The 19655-nt window shown below is 74.0% G+C and carries 19 protein-coding genes; 6 read left to right on the top strand and 13 right to left on the bottom strand.

The annotated features are described in order from the left end of the window. The first annotated feature begins 23 nt into the window (after nt 1–23). Nucleotides 24–1115 (top strand): galactokinase, encoded by a 1092-nt coding sequence (galK, locus tag BLU55_RS04235; protein ID WP_091726461.1) that lies wholly within the window; start codon nt 24–26, stop codon nt 1113–1115. 26 nt (nt 1116–1141) lie between these two features. Here galK and BLU55_RS04230 read toward each other — a convergent pair whose 3' ends face one another. The 4 genes from BLU55_RS04230 to BLU55_RS04215 are packed head-to-tail and all read right to left on the bottom strand — an operon-like array spanning nt 1142 to nt 5812. After that, nucleotides 1142–2458, bottom strand: a complete 1317-nt coding sequence (locus tag BLU55_RS04230; protein ID WP_231917043.1) for a DUF2252 domain-containing protein — start codon at nt 2456–2458, stop codon at nt 1142–1144. Then, on the bottom strand, nt 2455–3117 hold the full coding sequence (locus tag BLU55_RS04225; protein ID WP_091726459.1) for a hypothetical protein: 663 nt from the start codon (nt 3115–3117) through the stop codon (nt 2455–2457). The genes BLU55_RS04230 and BLU55_RS04225 overlap by 4 nt, the downstream gene beginning before the upstream one ends. A 27-nt stretch (nt 3118–3144) precedes the next feature. Further along, a complete protein-coding gene (locus BLU55_RS04220; protein ID WP_091726458.1) occupies nt 3145–4359 on the bottom strand; it encodes an acyl-CoA dehydrogenase family protein in 1215 nt (404 codons plus the stop codon). A gap of 52 nt (nt 4360–4411) precedes the next feature. Beyond that, entirely contained in the window at nt 4412–5812 is a 1401-nt protein-coding gene (locus BLU55_RS04215) for an acyl-CoA dehydrogenase family protein (RefSeq protein WP_091726456.1), read from the bottom strand. 77 nt (nt 5813–5889) lie between these two features. On the opposite strand from BLU55_RS04215, the gene def reads away from it, so the two are divergent. Continuing rightward, nucleotides 5890–6510, top strand: coding sequence for a peptide deformylase (gene def, locus BLU55_RS04210; RefSeq protein ID WP_091726455.1), 621 nt, complete (start codon nt 5890–5892; stop codon nt 6508–6510). Here def and BLU55_RS04205 read toward each other — a convergent pair. Both BLU55_RS04205 and BLU55_RS04200 read right to left on the bottom strand, forming a co-directional pair. Further along, complete coding sequence (locus tag BLU55_RS04205; RefSeq protein WP_091726454.1) at nt 6459–7562, bottom strand: PAS domain-containing sensor histidine kinase; 1104 nt, start codon at nt 7560–7562, stop codon at nt 6459–6461. The two genes, def and BLU55_RS04205, sit on opposite strands and share 52 nt — an antisense overlap. A 70-nt stretch (nt 7563–7632) precedes the next feature. Then, complete coding sequence (locus BLU55_RS04200) at nt 7633–8541, bottom strand: LysR family transcriptional regulator (protein WP_091726452.1); 909 nt, start codon at nt 8539–8541, stop codon at nt 7633–7635. 84 nt (nt 8542–8625) lie between these two features. Here BLU55_RS04200 and BLU55_RS04195 point away from each other — a divergent pair, with 84 nt between their 5' ends. Further along, complete coding sequence (locus tag BLU55_RS04195) at nt 8626–9609, top strand: threonine ammonia-lyase (RefSeq protein ID WP_197681087.1); 984 nt, start codon at nt 8626–8628, stop codon at nt 9607–9609. A 1-nt stretch (nt 9610) separates the two neighbouring features. Here the strand turns inward: BLU55_RS04195 and BLU55_RS04190 are convergent, their stop codons facing one another. Together BLU55_RS04190 and cobA are read right to left on the bottom strand one after the other, a co-directional pair. Continuing rightward, nucleotides 9611–10414 (bottom strand): TrmH family RNA methyltransferase, encoded by an 804-nt coding sequence (locus tag BLU55_RS04190; protein WP_091726449.1) that lies wholly within the window; start codon nt 10412–10414, stop codon nt 9611–9613. A 1-nt stretch (nt 10415) separates the two neighbouring features. Further along, on the bottom strand, nt 10416–11708 hold the full coding sequence (gene cobA / locus BLU55_RS04185; protein ID WP_231917042.1) for a uroporphyrinogen-III C-methyltransferase: 1293 nt from the start codon (nt 11706–11708) through the stop codon (nt 10416–10418). Between the two features lie 193 nt (nt 11709–11901). Here cobA and BLU55_RS04180 point away from each other — a divergent pair, with 193 nt between their 5' ends. After that, entirely contained in the window at nt 11902–13449 is a 1548-nt protein-coding gene (locus BLU55_RS04180; RefSeq protein WP_091726448.1) for a catalase, read from the top strand. Between the two features lie 245 nt (nt 13450–13694). Here BLU55_RS04180 and BLU55_RS04175 read toward each other — a convergent pair whose 3' ends face one another. The 4 genes from BLU55_RS04175 to BLU55_RS04160 are packed head-to-tail and all read right to left on the bottom strand — an operon-like array spanning nt 13695 to nt 17024. Beyond that, a complete protein-coding gene (locus BLU55_RS04175; protein WP_091726445.1) occupies nt 13695–14495 on the bottom strand; it encodes a sulfite exporter TauE/SafE family protein in 801 nt (266 codons plus the stop codon). Beyond that, nucleotides 14492–15718, bottom strand: coding sequence for an SPFH domain-containing protein (locus BLU55_RS04170; RefSeq protein ID WP_091726442.1), 1227 nt, complete (start codon nt 15716–15718; stop codon nt 14492–14494). The genes BLU55_RS04175 and BLU55_RS04170 overlap by 4 nt, the downstream gene beginning before the upstream one ends. A 37-nt stretch (nt 15719–15755) precedes the next feature. Further along, a complete protein-coding gene (locus BLU55_RS04165; RefSeq protein WP_091726440.1) occupies nt 15756–16220 on the bottom strand; it encodes an NfeD family protein in 465 nt (154 codons plus the stop codon). Nucleotides 16221–16229: 9 nt separating this feature from the next. Next, nucleotides 16230–17024 (bottom strand): ABC transporter ATP-binding protein, encoded by a 795-nt coding sequence (locus BLU55_RS04160; RefSeq protein WP_091726437.1) that lies wholly within the window; start codon nt 17022–17024, stop codon nt 16230–16232. 125 nt (nt 17025–17149) lie between these two features. On the opposite strand from BLU55_RS04160, the gene BLU55_RS04155 reads away from it, so the two are divergent. Both BLU55_RS04155 and serB read left to right on the top strand, forming a co-directional pair. Next, a complete protein-coding gene (locus BLU55_RS04155; RefSeq protein ID WP_157682724.1) occupies nt 17150–17854 on the top strand; it encodes a hypothetical protein in 705 nt (234 codons plus the stop codon). 10 nt (nt 17855–17864) lie between these two features. Then, nucleotides 17865–19094 carry a phosphoserine phosphatase SerB gene (gene serB / locus BLU55_RS04150; RefSeq protein ID WP_091733388.1) on the top strand — a complete coding sequence of 410 codons (1230 nt, stop codon included), beginning with the start codon at nt 17865–17867 and terminating at the stop codon, nt 19092–19094. A gap of 43 nt (nt 19095–19137) precedes the next feature. Here the strand turns inward: serB and BLU55_RS04145 are convergent, their stop codons facing one another. Beyond that, nucleotides 19138–19644 carry a SixA phosphatase family protein gene (locus tag BLU55_RS04145; RefSeq protein WP_172833860.1) on the bottom strand — a complete coding sequence of 169 codons (507 nt, stop codon included), beginning with the start codon at nt 19642–19644 and terminating at the stop codon, nt 19138–19140. Nucleotides 19645–19655 lie beyond the last annotated feature (11 nt).

Raw genomic sequence — 19655 nt, 5'->3', positions numbered from 1 at the left:
GCGGGACCCCCTAGGCTGGGCCGGTGCCTGAGCCAACCCCGCGGACCGTCACCGGAGTCGCTCCCGGTCGGGTCAACCTGATCGGTGAGCACGTCGACTACAACGGAGGGCGCTGCCTGCCGTTCGCGCTGCGCCAGACCACGTGTGCGCGTGTGGCCCGCCGCGACGACGGCCGCCTGGTCGTCGCCAGCGGCGAGGACCGCTGGGAGGGCCGGGCCACCGACCTGGAGGAGGACCTCGACGGCGCCCCCGGCTGGGTGCGCTACGTCGCCGGCGTGCTGCTGGCGCTCGAGGTCAGCGACGGCCTCGAGGTCGTCATCAGCAGCGACGTGCCGATCGGGGCCGGGCTGTCGAGCTCGGCCGCCCTGGAGTGCAGCGTCGCCGTGGCGGTCGACGCCCTGCTCGGCCTGGGCCGCACCTCCGACGAGCTCGAGCGCGCCAGCGTGCGGGCCGAGTCCGAGACCGTCGGCGCCCCCACCGGGGGGCTGGACCAGGCGATCTCGGTGCACGGCGAGGAGGCGCACGCCCTGCTCCTCGACTTCGGCACCGGTCGGCGCGAGCAGGTCCGCTTCGACCCCGCGGCCCACGGCCTGGGCGTGCTGGTCATCGACACCCGGGTCAGCCACGAGCTGACCGACGGCGGCTACGGCCAGCGCCGCGACGAGGCCTGGGAGGCGGCCCGGCTGCTCGGCGTCCCGACGCTGGCCGAAGCCACCCAGGGCATGGTCTACCGCGAGGGACTGCCCGAGACCCTGGCCCGCCGCGCGTGGCACGTCGTGAGCGAGGTACAGCGCGTCGACGCGTTCGTCGACGCCCTGCGGGCCGACGACTGGGCCGCGCTGGGCCCGCTGCTCGACGCCTCGCACACCTCGCTGCGCGACGGCTACGAGGTGTCCTGCGAGGAGCTCGACGTCGCCGTCGAGACCGCCCGGGAGGCGGGTGCGCTCGGCGCCCGGATGACCGGTGGCGGCTTCGGCGGCTCCGCCATCGCGCTGGTCCCGCTGGAGCGCCTCGGGGCCGTGCGGACCGCCGTCACCCACGCCTTCGTCGCCCGCGGCTGGGCCAGCCCCGACTTCATCGAGGCCGACCCCGGTCCGGGCGCCCGGGTCGGCTAGCCGCCCGTCGGCGCGGGCACCGCGGCTCAGGTCGCCGCGACGCCGATCTGGCCGCTGCGGAACGCGTCCACGAACAGGGCGTGGTCGGCGCGCACCGTCTCGGCGTACGCCACGGCGAACTCGACGAGGTGCTCGGCGAACTCCTCGCGCCGCCCGTCCAGCGAGGCCACGATGGCCTCCTCGACCTGGAAGTCGACGAGGTCCTGGTCGCTGTCCTCGTCGGAGGCGCAGTGGATCTTGGCGGTCGCCCGGCCGAGCAGCTCCACCACGGCCGCCATGTCGTCGGGCTCGGTGATGTCCTCCCAGTCCAGGTCGACCTCGTAGGGCGAGATCTCCGAGACGACGAAGCCGGTGCCGTCCATCTCGGTGTGCCCGAGCAGCGGGTCGGTGTGCACCTGCAGCGCCCGCTGGCTCACCACGGTGCGGTGGCCCTCGTGCTGGAAGTAGCCCTCGATCGTCGCCGAGTCCTGGAAGCGGCTCAGCGCCGGCACGTTGGCCTGCTTCATCGACAGCACGACGTCGTTGTCGAGCGCCTGGCTGTACCCCTCCACCAGCAGGTTGTACGCCGGGAGCCCGGCGCTGCCGATGCCGAAGCCCGACTTGCCGACGGCGTCGCGCAGGTCGTAGAACAGCTCGCGGTCGAAGCGCTTGGACGTCGGGATGGTGTCGAGGTACGCCGCGAAGGCCGCCTCGACGGCCGCCCGCTCGTCGTCGGGCAGCTCGCGGATCGAGTGGTGGGGGGTGAACACCCGCACCCCCTCCTCGATGTGGGTCATGCCGTCGAGCAGGTCGGCCCGGCGGATCGCCCGGGCGCTGAGCAGCGCGGTGAGGATGGGGCCCTCGGTGTTGTCGAGGTGCAGGGCGAAGTCGTCGTCGTCCCGCGTCGAGGCGTAGTGGTCGACCTGGGTGAGGTAGCCGTCGAGGTAGCGCCGCACCAGCGCCTCCACGTCGTCGGCCGGCAGCGCCTTCTGCCAGGCGAGCAGGGCCAGGCTCGCCGCGAAGCGGCGCAGGTCCCAGGTGAAGTGCCCGATGTAGGCCTCGTCGAAGTCGTTGATGTCGAAGACGAGGCGCCCGTCGGAGTTGAGGTAGGTGCCGAAGTTCTCGACGTGCAGGTCGCCGTGGATCCAGATGGCCCCGCTCCGCTCGTCGACCCACTCGTCCTGCGCCTGGGTCATGTCGGCGTAGAACAGGCACGCGGAGCCGCGGTAGAACGCGTGCGGGCTCGCGGCCATCTTGCGGTACTTGAAGCGGAAGGCCTGCGGGTCGGCCCGCATCAGGGGGTCGAAGGCGTCCCTGAACACCGAGACGATGAGGTCGGTCCGCGAGGTGGTGGCGTCGGTCACGGGGTCAGCCTGCCACCCGTTCCGGCGCCGCGCGGGCCGGACGCCGCCGCGGGCCGGCGCGGTGGCCGCAGCCCGCTCGCCCGCAGCTCCAGGCGGGCCAGCTCGTCGACCACCCGGGTCTCGCCGCGGCGCCAGGCCCCGGCCGGGTCGTCGTCCACCCGCGCGAGGACGTGCAGCGGCTGGTGGGCCATCGCCCGGAGCGCGAACAGGTCGAGGTCGGCGCCCGAGTCCAGGAAGCGACGTCCGGCGCTGGCCCGGCGCACGAACCGCACGCGCGGCGGCAGCCACAGCAGCAGGAGCAGCAGGATCGGCACCAGCGCCACGGTCAGGCCCAGCCAGTGGGCCAGCGACTCCGCGGCCGCGACCTGCTGGCGCCCGGCGCCGGCGAGCCCCTGGGCCGCGCGCCCGGCCCCGTCGAAGGGGCTGCTGACGTCGTCGCCGACCAGCGGGATCCGGGCGACCGAGTCGCCGGCGTCGCGCAGCCGGCCCGCCAGGTCGCTGGCCGAGCTGTCGATGCGCCGACCCGGGTCGGCCAGGCGGAGGGTGGCGTCGCGCACCGCGTGCGCCACGTCGATCCACAGCCAGGTCCAGAGGACCACGAACAGGTCCCCGGCCACCTGCCAGGCGCGACGGACGGGGAGGTCGGCGTACAGCATCATGCGCTGCCCGTTCCCCGTCCGGCGCGGTTACTTCAGCTGGGCCGAGCTCAGCCCCAGCACCCGGCGGGCGACGATCAGCTGCTGGATCTGCTGGGTGCCCTCGAAGATGTCGAGGATCTTGGAGTCGCGGCCCCACTTCTCGAGCAGCTCGGTCTCGGAGTAGCCCAGGGTGCCGGCCAGCTCGACGCAGCGCAGGGTGACCTCCGAGCCCATCCGGCCGGCCTTGGCCTTGGCCATCGAGGCCTCCTTGGAGTTGGGCCGGCGGTTGTCGGCCATCCAGGCGGACTCCAGGGTCAGCAGGTACGCCGACTCCCACTCGGCCTCGAGCTGGAGGAAGGTGGCCGCGGCAGCGGTCTGCAGCCAGGTCGGCTTGTCGTAGTCGACCTCGACCCCCGCGTCGGCCAGGATGCTGCGGGTCAGGTCGAGCGAGGCGCGGGCGCAGCCCACGGCCATGGCGGCGACCAGCGGCCGGGTGTTGTCGAAGGTCGCCATGGCGCCCGCGAAGCCCTGCTTGGTGTCGACCTCGGGCGAGCCGAGCAGGTTCTCGGCCGGCACCCGGCAGTCCTCGAAGATGATGACGGCCGTGTCGGAGGCGCGGATGCCGAGCTTGTGCTCGAGCCGCTCCACCCTCATCCCCGGCGTGCCCTTCTGCACCACGAAGGACTTGATCGCGGCCCGGCCCATCGACTTGTCGAGGGTGGCCCAGACCACGACGCTGTCGGCGCGGTCACCGGAGGTGACGTAGATCTTCTCGCCGTTGATGACGTACTCGTCGCCGTCCTTGACCGCGGTGGTGACGATGTTGGCCGAGTCGGAGCCGACGCCCGGCTCGGTGATGGCCATCGCGGCCCAGGTGCCGGCGAACTTCTCCAGCTGCTCGTCGTTGGCGACCGAGGCGATGGCCGAGTTGCCCAGGCCCTGGCGGGGCATCGAGAGCAGCAGGCCGACGTCGCCCCAGCACATCTCCATGATGGAGAGCGCGCTGGCGAGGTTGGCGCCGTTCTTGTTGCCCGGCTTGGCCTCGGGCCTCTCGTCGCGGCGCACGCCGGCCGCACCGGCGCCGCCGGTCGCGCCGGACTCGCTGATGCCGTCGATCATCGCGGCGAGCATGTCGAGCTCCTTGGGGTAGGAGTGCTCGCTCTCGTCGTACTTGCGCGAGATCGGCCGCAGCATGTTCATGGCGACCTGGTGGGCCTGGTCGATGAGGGGGCGGACCTTCTTGGGGGTCTCGAGGTTGATCACGGGTGTCTCCTGGTCTGGACGGTCGGGTGGCGGACGCGGGTGCTGACCGGGGTCAGACCAGGACCGCCCCCTCCATGACGCCGATCGCACGCAGGTCGCGGTACCACCGCTCGACCGGGTGCTCCTTGACGAAGCCGTGGCCGCCGAGCAGCTGCACGCCGTCGAGGCCGATGCGCATGCCCTGCTCGGTGCACAGCTTGCGGGCCAACGCGATCTCACGGGCGGCGGACCGGCCCTGGGCGACGCGGCTGGCCGCCCGCCAGGTCAGCAGCCGCATCCCCTGCAGCTCGATGGCGATGTTGGCGACCATGAAGGCCACCGACTGGCGGTGGGCGATGGGCTCGCCGAAGGCCTGGCGCTCCTTGACGTACGGCGTGACGTAGTCGAGCACGGCCTGGCCGGTGCCGACGGCCAGGGCGCACCACGCCAGCCGGGAGGAGCGGACGCAGGAGGCGTAGTCGTCGGCGTCGCCGAGCAGCGCGATCGGCTCGACCGCGACGTCCTCGAGGACCAGCTTCGACAGGCTCGCGGCGCGCAGCCCCATCGACGGATCGGACTCCAGCGTGATCCCGGGCGTGGAGGACTCGACGAGGAACAGCTGGGGGCGGCCCTCGAGGGTGGCGCCCACGACGAACAGCTCGGCCTGCGAGCCGCGCACCACGCCGGACTTGACCCCGTTGAGGACGAAGCCGCTCCCCCGGCGCTCGGCGGTGGTCTGCGGGTCCATCGCGTCGAACAGGGCCCGCGGCTCGGCGAGCGCCAGCGCGGCGGCGGGCACCTCGTCACCGGTGAAGGCCGGCAAGTAGGTCGACTGCTGCTCGTCGGTGCCGTAGAGCGACAGCGCGGTCGCCACGGCGCCGGGCGCCAGGGCGGCGACGGCCAGGCCCATGTCGCCGTGCGCCAGCGCCTCGTGGACCAGCACGCCCGCGACGGCGGAGCGCTCGGTGGCGACGCCGCCGAGGTCCTCGGGCACGCCCAGGATCGGCAGGCCGATCTCGAGGGTGGCCTTGAGCAGCTCCTCGGGCGCCGCGCACTCCTCGTTGGCGGCCGACGCGGCGGGCCGCACGACCTCGGCGGCGAACTCGGCCACGACGTCGGCCAGCATCTGCTCGTCCTCGCCCGGCGTCAGGTCGAACAGCCCCGTGTCGGCGGCGGCCGGCACCCGGGTGCCGCGGGTGGCCTTGCCGGCCCGGGCGAACTGGCGCCCGACCGTGCCGGCCGTGCGGAAGCCCGCGCTGGTGACGCGGTATACACCGCGCTCGCTGGCCCTGCGCAGGCCCAGGGAGTCGAGCAGCTCCGAGGACGCCAGCCGGTTGAGGGCCGCGACCGCGAGGCCGATCGGGTCGCGCGTCTCGCTCTCGGCCAGCCCGTGCCGGCCACCGGCACGCAGCAGCGTCCAGGGCAACTTGGGCAGCGAGCGGGAGGACGCGTTCTTCTCCGTCGTGGAAGCCATGGGATCGAATGTAACTCGGAGTTACACATTGCGCCACAGCTTCGCCCCGTGTCTCGCCCCACACATAGGATCGGCGCATGCGTGACACCAGCGACCTCCCCGTCGCCCCCACCTCGGCCGCGCTCCCGACCGGTGGCACGGTCCGCCCGATCACCCGGTGGGGCACCGCCGTGATGCACCGGCCGGCCCGCCCCGTCACGTCGTACGACGAGGAGCTGGCGACGCTGGTCGCCGACATGACGGCCACGATGTACGCCGCCGACGGCGTCGGCCTGGCCGCCTGCCAGATCGGCGTCGACCTCGCGGTCTTCGTCTTCGACTGCCCAGACGAGGACGGCCTGGTGCACCGCGGCGTCGTGTGCAACCCGGTCGTGCAGACCCCGGAGGGCAGGGACCGCCGCCTCGACGACGACGACGAGGGCTGCCTGTCCTACCCCGGCGCGTTCGTCGACTGCGCCCGACCCGACCGTGCCCGGGTGACCGGCACCGACCAGCACGGCGAGCCGGTCGTCCACGAGGGCGACGGGCTGCTGGCCCGCTGCCTGCAGCACGAGACCGACCACACCCTCGGCACCGTCTTCGGGGACCGGATCGCGGCCAAGGCACGCAAGAAGCTGCGCAAGCAGATGGAGGCGGAGGCCGGGTCCTACCCCGAGGGCTGGCCGGTCGGCGCCGGCGACCGACCCGCCGACGACTGACCCGTCGGCCCGGCGGGCAGGGTCACCGTCGCGGTCGTCCCCTCGCCCACCACGCTCGCCAGCTCCACGGTGCCGTGCAGTCGCTCCACGAGCTGGCGCACGCTGGAGAGCCCCAGGCCGGTGCCGCCGTCGGACTGCGCGAGCCGTCCCCGCTCGAGCTCGTCGAAGATGGTGTCGAGGTCGCGCGGATCGATGCCGCGCCCGCGGTCGCGCACCCGGAGCCGGACCAGCTCGTCGTCCTCGACCGCCTCCACCTCGACGTGCACGGTCGTGCCGGGCTCGGAGTACTTGAGGGCGTTGACCACGAGGTTGGTCACCACCCGGTGCAGCGCATCGGCGTTGGCCACGGCCGGGGCGGCGCCGTCCCCGACCACCACGCGCCCGGGTCGGAGCTCGGGCGGCAGGTCGCGCACCGCCCGCTGCACGACCTCGGTGACGTCGAGCGGGGCGAGCGGCACGTCGGCCGCCGCGGCCCGGGTGGTGGCGACCGCCACCAGCTCCTGCACCATGGCGAGCAGCCGGTCGGCGCTCGACTCGATCCGGTCGACGATCGGGCCCCGCTCGTCCTCGCGGGCGTCGCGCAGTGCCTCCACGAAGCCCTTGAGCGAGGTCAGCGGCGTGCGGAAGTCGTGCAGGAAGGCGGCGTAGAAGGCGTCCTGCGCCTCCTCGAGCCGCTTGAAGTCGGTGCGGTCGCGGGTCACCTTGGCGTAGCCGGTGACCCGGCCCGACGCGTCGCGCAGGCAGGTGAGCACGACGTCGCCCCAGAACCGGGTGCCGTCGCGGCGCACCCGCCAGCCGGCGTGCTGGACCCGGCCGTCACGGCGGGCGGCCGCCAGCAGCGACGCGGGCACGCCGGCCTCGCGGTCCTCGGGGGTGTAGAAGCTCTCGAAGCCCATCCCGAGCGCCTCGTCGGCGGTGTACCCCTTGAGCCGCTGCGCTCCGAGGTTCCACGTCTCCACCACGCCCTGCGGGTCGAGCGCGATGATCGCGTAGTCGCTCACCTGGGCGACGAGGGCGGCGAAGAGGTCGGGGTCCTCCGGGGTCCGCAGCACGACCCCGAGGGTAGGGGGCCCGCCCTGGGGCCGTCCTGCGTTCCGAGACGCGGACGCGTCCGCGGTCCGCTCAGCGGGGCGAGGACGCGACTCCTGCTCCGCTCGCCCCCACGTCGACGAGGGCGGTGACGACGCGCGCCACCGCGGGCGGCAGCGGCGGCTGGCCGTGGCCGAGCACCCGGATCCGCCGCCAGGCGCCGGGCACCCCGGTCACGACGACGTCGGGGTGGCGGTGCGCCTCGAGCGCCAGCCCCGGCAGCAGGCTGACGCCCAGTCCTGCGGCGACCATCGCCTGCACGGCCACGTAGTCGTCGGTGGCGAAGACGACCTCGGGCTCGAAGCCGGCCGCCGAGCACAGCACCAGCAGCTCCTGGCGGCAGCGCTCGCAGCCGGTGACCCACCGCGCCCCGGCGTACGCCGCGAGGTCGGGCAGCGGCCCCGCGGGCGCCCGACGCGCGTCGGTGACGAGGAACAGCGGGTCCTCCACCAGCTCGGTGACCGTCAGCTGGGGGTCCTCGGCGACGTCGGGGTAGCTGAAGGCCAGCGCCAGGTCGACCTCGCCCGAGCGCAGCAGCGCGATGCCCTCGGGCGGCTCGGCCTCGGTCAGCTCCAGCACCAGGCCCGGCGCCTCCTCGGCCAGCACCGCCAGCAGGCGGGGCACCAGGGTGGCGGTGGCCGAGGGGAAGGCCGCCAGGCGGACCCGGCCGTGACGCAGCGTGGTGGCGTCGGCCAGCTCGGTCTCGGCGCGCTGGAGCAGCCCGAGCACCTCCTCGGCGCGGTCGGCCAGGCGTCGGCCCTCCGCCGTCAGCCGGACGCCGCGGCCCACGCGCTGCAGCAGCACGGCGCCGGTCTCGGCCTCCAGTCGGCGCAGGTGGTGGGAGACGGTGGGCTGCCCGTAGTGCAGCTCCTCGGCTGCACGCGACACCGACCCGGTCCGGGCGACGGCGAGCAGTGCCTCGAGCCTGCGCAGGTCCAGCATGGGGCCATCGTATCGACAGCTGCGATGGTTTGCGCCCATCACGTCTATTGGACCGATCGGTGTCCGTCCGTCGAGACTGGAGCGGTGACCACGACCCCGCTCCGGCCCACCACCACCCTCGACCTCGACGGGGTGCTGCGCGCCGCCGAGGTGGTGGGCCGCGTGCTCCCCCCGACGCCGTCGTGGTCCTACCCCGTGCTCGACCGCAGGGTCGGCGGACGGGTGGTGGTCAAGCACGAGAACGTGCAGCCCACCGGCGCCTTCAAGGTGCGCGGCGGCGTCAACCTGGCGGCCTCGCTGACCCCCGACGAGCTGAGGCGCGGGCTGGTCACCGCCTCGACCGGCAACCACGCCCAGTCCACGGCGTACGCCGCCCGCCTGGCCGGCACCCGCGCCGTGGTCGTGATGCCGGAGTCGGCCCCGGCGGTCAAGCGCGAGGCGGTCGCCGCCCTCGGCGCCGAGGTGGTCGTCCACGGGCCCGACCTGGGCGAGGCGGCCGCCCACGCGCGGGCGCTCGCCGCCCGCGAGGGGCTGCGGTGGGTCTCCCCCGGCGACGACCCCGCGATCGTGCTGGGGCACGCCACGCTGCACCTCGAGCTGTTCACCGCCCACCCCGACCTCGAGGTGCTGTTCGTCCCGATCGGCAGCGGCACCAGCGCGGCGGGCGCCTGCCTGGTCCGCGACGCGCTCGCCCCGCACTGCCGGGTGGTCGGCGTCCAGTCGTCGGCCGCGCGGGCGGCCCACGACTCCTGGCGCAGCGGCACCCTCGCCTCCGCGCCCTGCCGGACCCGGATCGCCGGGCTCGCGACCTGCGCGGGCTACGCGCTGCCGCAGTCGGTGCTGGCCGCCGGTCTCGACGACTTCCTGCTGGTCGACGACGACGACGTCGACGCCGCCGCGCGGGTGCTCGCCACCGACGCCCACACCCTGGCCGAGGGCGCCGGCGCCGCCTCGCTGGCCGCGCTGCTGTCCCTGCCCGCCGCCCCGGCCGTCAGCGGGGTGGTGGTCAGCGGCGGCAACGCCTCGCTCGAGGAGCTCGTCGCGCTCGGCTCCGGCCTGGCCCGGTGACTCAGCGCCGCGCGGTGACGTAGCAGGCGACGGCCGCGGCGGCCGCGACGTTGAGCGAGTCCACGCCCGCGCGCATCGGGACGACGGCCCGCCGGTCGGCCGCCTGCTCCCAGCGCGGCGAGAGGCCGTGGCCCTCGGACCCCAGCACCAGCGCGACCCGGTCGAGGCCGGCCACGGCCGCCTCCAGCTCGACGGCGTCGTCGGACAGGGTGAGCGCGACCGTGGTGAAGCCGGTCTCGGAGAGGCGCGGCAGCGCGTCGTACCAGTCGGGCAGGCGGGTCCACGGCACCGCGAAGACCGCACCCATGGCGACCTTGACGGCGCGGCGGTAGAGCGGGTCGGCGCACCGGGGCGCCAGCAGCACCGCGTCGACCCCGAGCGCCGCGGCGCTGCGCAGCACCGCGCCCACGTTGGTGTGGTCGACGATGTCCTCGAGCACGACGACGGTCCGGGCGCCCGCCAGCACCTCGTCGACCGGAGGCAGCGGGCGGCGGTGGAGCGAGGCCAGCGCGCCGCGGTGCACGTGGAAGCCGGTCACCTCCTCGGCGAGCTGCTCGCTGACCACGAAGCAGGGGGCGTCGGTGGTCGCCAGCACGTCGGCCAGCCCGTCGAGCCAGCGCGGCGCCATCAGGAAGGAGCGCGGGGCGTAGCCGCCCTCGACGGCGCGCCGCACGACCTTCTCCCCCTCGGCCAGGAACAGCCCGTGCTCGGCCTCGAGGGACTGGCGCAGCTGCACGTCGCGCAGGTCGCGGTAGTCGCCCAGCCGCGGGTCTGCCGCGTCGTCGACCTCGACGAGCCGGGCCACGTCAGCGGTCCGCGGCGGCGGCGCGCGCGGCGTACCGCTCGGGGTGCGCCACCGCGACGACCTGGCCCACCACGATGATGGCCGGCGGTCGGACCTGCTCGCGCACGAGCGCGTCGGCCAGCTCCCCGAGGGTGGTGAGCACGGTGCGCTCGGTCGGCATCGAGCCGTCGCAGACCACGCCGACGGGCGTCGCGGCGTCGCGACCGCCCTCGAGCAGGGCGGCGGCGATGTGGGGGGCGTTCTCGACGGCCATCATCAGCACCACGGTGCCCTGCATCCGGGCCAGGGCCGGCCACTCGACGAGCGACTCGGGGTGCCCGGGCGGCAGGTGACCGCTGACGACCGTGAACTCGTGGGTGACGCCGCGGTGGGTGACCGGGATCCCGGCGATGGCCGGGACGGCGATGGGGCTGCTGATGCCCGGGATGACGGTGACCGGCACGCCCGCCGCCTGGCAGGCCTGGATCTCCTCGTAGCCGCGGCCGAAGACGAAGTTGTCGCCGCCCTTGAAGCGTGCGACCCGGTGGCCGGCGAGCGCCTCCTCGACGATGACGCGGTTGATCTCCTCCTGCAGCGCCGAGCGGCCGCGCGGCAGCTTGGCCACGTCGACGAGCCGGGTGCTGGCGGGCAGCTCGGCGAGCAGCTCGCGGGGCGCGAGCCGGTCGGCGACCACCACGTCGGCGTCCATCAGCGCCTTGCGGCCCGCGATGGTGACCAGCTCGGGATCGCCGGGGCCGCCGCCGACCAGGACGACGCCGGGCACGCGCTCGCGCCGCTGCTCGGCGGTGACGACGCCGTCGCGCAGCGCCGTGACGATCTCGTCGCGCAGCGCCGCGTGGTGGCGGGGGTCGCGGTCGGCGGCGGTGGCCGCGAGCACCGCGACCATGTCGCCGTCGTGGGTGCCGACGGCCGGGGTGAAGGCGCTGGACTCCCCCGCGTCGTCGGCCCGCACGCAGAACAGGCGCTGGTCCTCGCACAGCGCGGCGACCCGGGCGTTGACCTCGGGGTCGTCGGTGGCCGCCATGACGTACCACGCGCCCGCCAGGTCGTCGTCGGCGAAGCCGCGCTCGGCCCAGGTGATCTCCCCCGAGCCCACGAGGCCCTCGATGCTCGGCGTCACCTCGGGCGAGACCAGGTGGACGTCGGCGCCGGCCGCGATCAGCGTCGGGACCCGGCGCTGGGCCACGTTGCCACCGCCCACGACCAGCACCCGACGGCCCGCCAGGCGCAGGCCCACGGGGTAGGTCGGCGGGTCGGGGATCGGGTCCCGGTGCGGGAGGACGGAGCCGTTCACGGGTCCATTGTGAGGCGTCGCGGGGTTCGCCCCGGCACCCGCCACCCCCCGGACCGGGTTGCGGCCGCGGGTCCCGACGGCGTCGGGCCGCCCGGTCGGCGAAGAAGAGCCCCAGACGACCCCTGCGGCTGCGGTTCGGCGACGGCGCTTCGGGTACGCGTCCGGGGCACCCCCACGACGAGAGGACAACCCCATGAGTGACCTGACGCGGCCGCAGGGCGGCTCGACGACCGAGTCCGGAGCCCCGGCCCCCAGCGAGCGCAACTCGCTGACCGTCGGCGACACCGGCCCGATCCTGCTCAACGACCACCACTTCATCAACCAGATGGCGCACTTCAACCGCGAGCGCGTCCCCGAGCGCAACGTGCACGCCAAGGGGTCCGGGGCGTTCGGCGTCTTCGAGACGACCGAGGACGTCTCGGCGTACACCAAGGCGGCGCTGTTCCAGCCCGGCGTGACCACCGACATGCTCGCGCGGTTCTCCACCGTGGCCGGCGAGCAGGGCTCGCCCGACACCTGGCGCGACCCCCGGGGCTTCTCGCTGAAGTTCTACACGACCGAGGGCAACTGGGACCTGGTCGGCAACAACACCCCGGTGTTCTTCGTCCGCGACACCATGAAGTTCCCCCACTTCATCCGCTCGCAGAAGCGTCGCGGCGGCACCGGCCTGCGCGACAACGACATGCAGTGGGACTTCTGGACCCACAACCCCGAGTCCGCGCACCAGGTGACCTACCTGATGGGCGACCGCGGCATCCCGGCCTCGTGGCGCGAGATGAACGGCTACGGCTCGCACACCTACATGTGGATCAACGCCGCGGGCGAGAAGTCGTGGGTGAAGTTCCACTTCCACTCCGACCAGGGCGTGAAGAACCTGACGCAGGAGGCGGCCAACACGATCGCCGGCGAGGACTCCGACTTCCACCGTCGCGACCTCTCCGAGGCCATCGAGAACGGCGACTTCCCCTCCTGGACGCTCAACGTGCAGGTGATGCCCTACGAGGACGCCAAGACCTACCGCTTCAACCCCTTCGACCTGACCAAGACCTGGTCGCACGCGGACTACCCGCTGATCAAGGTCGGCACGATGACGCTGAACAAGAACCCCGACAACTTCTTCGCCCAGATCGAGCAGGCGGCCTTCGAGCCCAGCGCGATCGTGCCGGGCATCGGCTTCAGCCCCGACAAGATGCTCCAGGGTCGGGTCTTCGCATACGCCGACACCCACCGCTACCGCATCGGCCCCAACTACCACCAGCTGCCGGTCAACCAGAACCGGGTGAAGGACCACAACACCTACACCTTCGACGGTCCGATGGCCTACCAGCACTCGGGTGACCAGCCCGTCTACGCGCCCAACTCCTACGGGCGCGGCTACTCCGACGAGACCGGGGTCGCCGAGGACGGCTGGGAGGTCGACGGCGCGATGGTCCGCGAGGCCTACACGCTGCGCGCCGAGGACGACGACTTCGGCCAGGCCGGCACCCTGGTCCGCGAGGTCTGGGACGACGAGCAGCGCGAGCGCTTCGTCGGCAACGTCGCCGGACACATCCTCGGCGGCGTCAAGCCCGAGACGCTCCCCCGCGTCTTCGAGTACTGGAAGAACGTCGACGCCGAGATCGGCAAGCGCATTGAGGAGGCCGTGCACGCCGGCCACGACGAGAAGGCCCCGGCCCCCGGTCCCACCGACCGCCAGGGCGTCATCGTCGAGTCGAGCAAGAGCCACGCCACCGCGAGCTGACCAGCTCCTCCGGCGTACGACGCCCCCGTCCGCTGCTGCGGGCGGGGGCGTCGGCGTACGGGGGTCGCGGCGTGCCGGGCCCGCGACGTGCCAGCCGGCCGTCGTCGCTGGTCCGGTCGCTCCGGTGGCGTCGGGGACGAATCGGGCTGAGCGGAGGGTGGAAACTGCCCGCGCGTGACCGACTTGTCGGACTCCGCGGGCAGTTTCCCCGGCCGACCGGGGAAACCTCCCCAACGCCCGGCCCCTCACACCAGGAACGCCACCACGGCGACCAGGCCCACCGTCACGATGACGCCACGCAGCGCCACCGGGGGCAGCCGGCGGCCCACCCTGGCGCCGATCTGGCCGCCGACGACCGAGCCGGCGGCGATCAGGCCGGCGATGGTCCAGTCGATGCTGCCGGCGCTGCTCGAGGGGGCGAACGGCACGTCGACGAAGGCCAGCAGCACGAACACGACCGCGGCGATGCCGTTGACCAGCAGCGCGAGCACGTTCTTGGTCGCGTTGTGGCGCTGCATCGAGTCGGCGACCCCGATGCCGAGGATCGCCATCAGCAGCACGCCCTGCGCGGCGCCGAAGTAGCCGCCGTACACCCCGGCGGCGGCCACCGAGGGCCACACCCACCAGGCGCCGCTCTCGGCCAGCCCGCCCCGCGACTCCGCACGCGCGGCGACGCGGCGCTGCAGCCGCGGGCCGAGCAGGACCAGGGCGCAGCCGAGCAGGATCAGCACCGGCACGATCGCGTCGAACGCGGCCGAGGGCAGCCAGAGCAGGAGCAGCGCCCCGACCACGCCGCCGAGCAGCGAGGCCGTGCCCAGCACCAGGATCCGGCGGCGCTGCCCGCGCAGCTCGGCGCGGTAGCCGATGGCGCCCGAGAGCGAGCCCGGCGCGAGGCCGAGGGTGTTGGAGACGTTCGCGGTCACGGGCGGCACCCCGAACGCCAGCAGGGTCGGGAACGTGATCAACGTCCCCGACCCCACCACCGTGTTGATGGTGCCGGCCGCCATCCCCGCGAGCAGGACGGCGACCGCCTCGACCAGGCTCACTGCCGCGGGGGCGCCTCGGGCTCCGGGCCGTCAGCGGCGTCGAGCGGGCCCGCCGGCGCGCCGGTGGGGGCGTCCTCCGCGGGCGGCAGCGAGGAGTCCGCCGCGGCAGCCGTCTCGGTCGCCTCCGGGGCCCCGTCGGCGACGGCGCCGGCGGCACCCTCGGCCCGGGCCGCGCTGCGCGCGGACGGGGAGGACTCCTGGGCGGCCGCGATCGCCTCCTGCACCGCCTGGGCGGCGCTGGAGGTGGCGACGTCCGGGACCTTGACCTCGGTCGGCCCCAGGTCGACGCGGGTGCGCGGACCACCGGTGTGCTGCGGGATGCCGCTGACCTGGTTCATCGCCGATCCGAGCCCCTCGAGCGCCTTGGTGATCTCGGAGGGCACCACCCAGACCTTGTTGGCCGATCCCTCGGCGATCTTGGGCATCATCTGGAGGTACTGGTAGGCCAGCAGCGACTGGTCGGGCTGGCCGTCGTGGATGGCCTGGAAGACGGTCTGGATCGCCTGACCCTCGCCCTGGGCGGTGAGGATCTGCGACTCGCGCTCGGCCTGCGCCCGCAGGATCCGCGACTCGCGGTCGCCCTCCGCGTTGAGGATGGCGGCCTGCTTGTTGCCCTCGGCGGTGAGGATCGCCGACTGCCGCTGACCCTCGGCGGTGAGGATGACCGCGCGCTTGTCGCGGTCGGCGCGCATCTGCTTCTCCATCGAGTCCTTGATGGAGGCCGGCGGGTCGATGGCCTTGATCTCGACGCGCTTGACCTTGATGCCCCAGCGGCCGGTGGCGTCGTCGAGCACCTCGGACAGGCTGGTGTTGATGCGGTCGCGCGAGGTCAGCGTCTCCTCGAGGTCCATGCCACCGACGATGTTGCGGGTGGTGGTGATGGTCAGCTGCTCGACGCCCTGGATGTAGTTGACGATCTCGTACGTCGCCGCGACCGGGTCGGTCACGGTGAAGTAGATGACCGTGTCGATGTCGACCGACAGGTTGTCCTCGGTGATGACCGAGACGGGCGGGAAGGACACCACCTGCTCGCGCAGGTCGATCTTGTAGCGCACCTTGTCGATGAAGGGCACGATCAGGCTCGGCCCCTCGGTGAGGGTGCGCTGGTACTTGCCCAGCCGCTCGACGATCCCCACCCTCGACTGCGGCACGATCTGGATGGACTTCGCCAGCATCAGCACCACGAAGCCGAGCAGCACCGCCAGCACGATCAACAGGCCCATGGGACCCCCCTCTGTCGTCCGAGAAACCGCCGGGACCTCACGCCTCCGGCGGGTGGGCGCGCAGCACGTACGCCGTCGCACCCTTGATCATCACCACGTCCACGACCGTGCCGATGTCGATCTGGTCGTCCTCGTCGTACGGCACGGCCGTCCACTCCTCGCCGGCGACCTTGACGCGGCCGGGGACCTGCCCCGAGAGCGCCTTGAGGACGGTGGCGCGGCGGCCGATGAGCGACTCGTGGCCGGTCACCAGCCTGGGCGCGCTGTGCAGCTTGCCGATGATGTTGGGCCGCACCAGGCCGAGCAGGGCCACCGAGGTGACCAGCGCCAGGCCCAGCTGGAGGGCGAGCGGGCCGCCGAGGGCCGCGGTGAGCGCGCCGACGAGGGCACCGCCGGCGAGCATCACGAGGAAGAGCTCGAGCCCGAGCATCTCCAGGCCGCCCAGGACGACGGCGAGCACCAGCCAGCTCTCCCAGCCGTGGTCCCGCAGCCACTCCATCATCTGCCGAGCCTATCGGGACCCTGCGCGCCGACGGGCGAACCAGCGCCCGTCCTCCTCGGTCACGGCCAGCGGCAGTCCGAAGGTGTCGGAGAGGATCTCCTCGGTCATCACGTGCGGCAGCGGCCCGGCGGCGGTCACCCTGCCGTCGCGCAGCAGCAGCGCGTGGGTGAAGCCGGGCGGGATCTCCTCCACGTGGTGGGAGACCAGCACGGTGGCGGGCGCGTGCTCGTCCATCGCCAGCTCCGAGAGCGTGGCGACGAGGTCCTCGCGGCCGCCGAGGTCGAGGCCCGCGGCCGGCTCGTCGAGCAGCATCAGCTCGGGGTCGGTCATCAGAGCCCGGGCGATCTGGACCCGCTTGCGCTCGCCCTCGCTCAGGGTGCCGAAGGTGCGGTCGAGCAGTCCCCCGGCGCCGACCTCGACGAGCAGCTCGGCGGCCCGCTCGTGGTCGAGGTCGTCGTACTGCTCCCGCCAGCGGCCGACCACGCCGTACGACGCCGACACCACGACGTCGCGCACCAGCTCGTGGCGCGGGATCCGCTCGGCCACGGCCGCGCTCGTCCAGCCGATGCGCGGGCGCAGCTCGAACAGGTCGACGGTGCCGACGACCTCGCCGAGGACCGCCAGCACGCCCGAGGTGGGGTGGATCTGGGCCGAGCAGAGCTGCATCAGGGTGGTCTTGCCGGCACCGTTGGGGCCGAGGACGACCCAGCGCTCGTCCTCCTCCACCGCCCAGTCGATGCCGTCGAGGAGGAGCGACTGACCGCGCCGGACGGAGACGTCGGCGAGCTCGAGGACGGCGTTCACGGGGTGGTGACCTCACGTCGGGAGGGGGCAGGCGGACCGACGTCAACCTACCCGGTGCGCGGCGTGCGACGGCCCCCGGTGCGGGCGCGTCGGCGGGCGTCGCGCCACGCTCCTAGGCTTGGACGGTGAGCGTGCTCCCCCTCTCCGTGGTCCTGGTCACGTGGCTCGACGCCGTGCGCGCCGGCCACGTCGGCCCCGACGACCTCGCCGACGCCGTCCGCGGCGACGACCCGCGCCACCTCGTGGTCGGCCTCCCGGAGCGCGAGGTGCTCGAGCTGGCCCAGCTGCCGGGGGCGCTCAGCGGCCCGCTCTCCCTGGCGCTGCCCGCCTCCGGCGACCCCGTCGGTCTCGGCGGGCCGCCGGCGTTCAACCTGGCCGCGCTCGAGGCCGGCGAGGCGGTCGTCGCGGGCGGCGTCGGCCTGGTGCCCGAGCTCGACGCCCGGACGGTGGTGTGGCGCGCCCACCGCACCGAGCCGGCGCCGTACGTCGACGAGCGCGAGTCGGCCTCCGAGCTGCGTCTGGCCCTGGTGCAGGTGACCCAGCGCCTCGTCGACCTCGACGTGGCGTCGTGGAGCCCCGAGGTGCCCGACCTGCTGGTCAACCTGCGCCACCGGCCCCCGCTGCCGCTGCCACCGGCCCTGGACCCGCGCCGTCGCGAGACCGTCGAGCGGGCCGTGCTGTGCCTCGAGGTCGTCGAGCTGGCCCGCCGCGACGAGACCGGACCGGTGACCGCGCTCGAGCTGGCCCGGCGCCGCGAGGCGCTCGCCGACCTCGACCGCGCCGCCCGGCGTGCCCTGGTCGGCGCCTGCACCGGCCGCCACGACCGCTAGCCTCGTGCGCGTGCTGGAGCAGACCCCCGAGCCCCCCACCCCCCGGACGCTGCTCATCACCCTGACGGGCCGCGACCGCCCCGGCGTGACCTCGCTGGTCTTCGACACCCTGGCCCGGTTCGGCGTCGAGGTCGTCGACATCGAGCAGATCGTGCTCCGCCGCCGCCTGATCCTGGGGCTGCTGGTCAGCTCGCCGCGCACCTGGACGGCGCTGCGCACCGCGCTCGAGGACGTCGCCCGCGAGCTCGACATGACCCTGGAGATCGAGCAGGGCTCCGGCGACAACCAGCCGCGACCCCAGGGCCGCAGCCACGTCACCGTCCTCGGCACGCCGCTGCGCGCCCCCGCCGTGGCCGCGATCGCCGGCCGGATCGCCGACACCGGCGCCAACATCGACCGCATCGAGCGGATGGCCCGCTACCCCATCACCGCGATCGACCTGCACGTCTCGGGCGTCGACCCCGTGGAGCTGCGCGACCTGCTGGCCCGCGAGGCGGCCACCCAGGGCGTCGACATCGCCGTGCAGCCGGCGAGCCTGCTGCGCCGCGGGATGCGCCTGATCGTCATGGACGTCGACTCCACCCTGGTGCAGGGCGAGGTCATCGAGATGCTCGCCGCCCGCGCCGGCTGCGAGGACGAGGTCGCCCGGGTCACCGAGCAGGCGATGCGCGGCGAGCTCGACTTCGCCGAGAGCCTGCGCAGCCGGGTGGCGCTGCTGGAGGGCCTCGAGGCCTCGGCCCTCGACGACGTGTACGCCGACCTCCAGCTCACCCCCGGCGCCCGCACGACCGTGCGCGTCCTCAAGCGCCTCGGCTACCGGTTCGCGATCGTCTCCGGCGGGTTCTCCCAGCTCACCGACCGCCTCGCCGCCGACCTCGGCATCGACTTCGCGATGGCCAACGAGCTCGAGATCGTCGACGGCCGCCTCACCGGCCGCGTCGTGGGCCCGATCGTCGACCGCGCCGGCAAGGCGACCGCGCTGCGGCGCTTCGCCGCCGAGGTCGGGGTGCCCGTCAGCTCCACGGTGGCCATCGGCGACGGCGCCAACGACCTCGACATGCTCAACGCCGCCGGCCTCGGCATCGCCTTCAACGCCAAGCCCGTCGTCCAGGAGGCCGCCCACACGGCCGTCAACGTGCCCTACATGGACGCCGTCCTCTACCTGCTCGGGATCACCCGCGAGGAGGTCGTGGCCGCCGACGCCGAGGAGGGCATCACCACCCCCGAGCCCCTGCTCTGAGGCGCCGACCCGGTCGGGCGCGGCCGGGCCGGGTCGGGCTCGGTCAGGCCGGGTCGCCGGGGGCGTGCAGGGCCACCAGGGTGGCGCCCGCCTCGTCGAGGTCGGCCCACTCGCCCTCGAACCGGAGCACGGCCACGGACGCCGGCGCGAAGCCCGAGCTGAGGCGCGCGAACACGAGCGGGTCGCCCTCGCCGTCCTCGAGCAGCTGCGGGAGCGAGGCGGCGGTGGGGTTGTGGCCGACGTACGCCACCACGCGGTGCTGCGCCGGCACCTCGCGCAGCAGGTCGAGGACGGTCTCGGGCGAGGCGCTGTAGACGGCGTCGCTGACCTCGGTGCGGGTGTCGGCGACCGCCTCACCGAGGGCCTCGGCGACCAGCGCCCAGGTCTCCCGGGTCCGGCTGGCCGACGACACCAGCGCCAGGTCGGGCACCACGCCCTGCGTGCGCAGCCAGTCGCCGGTCCCGGCGGCGTCGCGGCGCCCCCGGTCGGTCAGGTGCCGGGCGTGGTCGTCCTGCGCGAAGGCCTCTGCCCGGGCGTGCCGCAGCACCACCAGGAGGCGAC

Origin of the sequence: Nocardioides scoriae, from assembly GCF_900104965.1 — a bacterium.
Lineage (GTDB): Bacteria > Actinomycetota > Actinomycetes > Propionibacteriales > Nocardioidaceae > Marmoricola > Marmoricola scoriae.
This window is presented reverse-complemented; position numbering and strand designations above follow the sequence as displayed.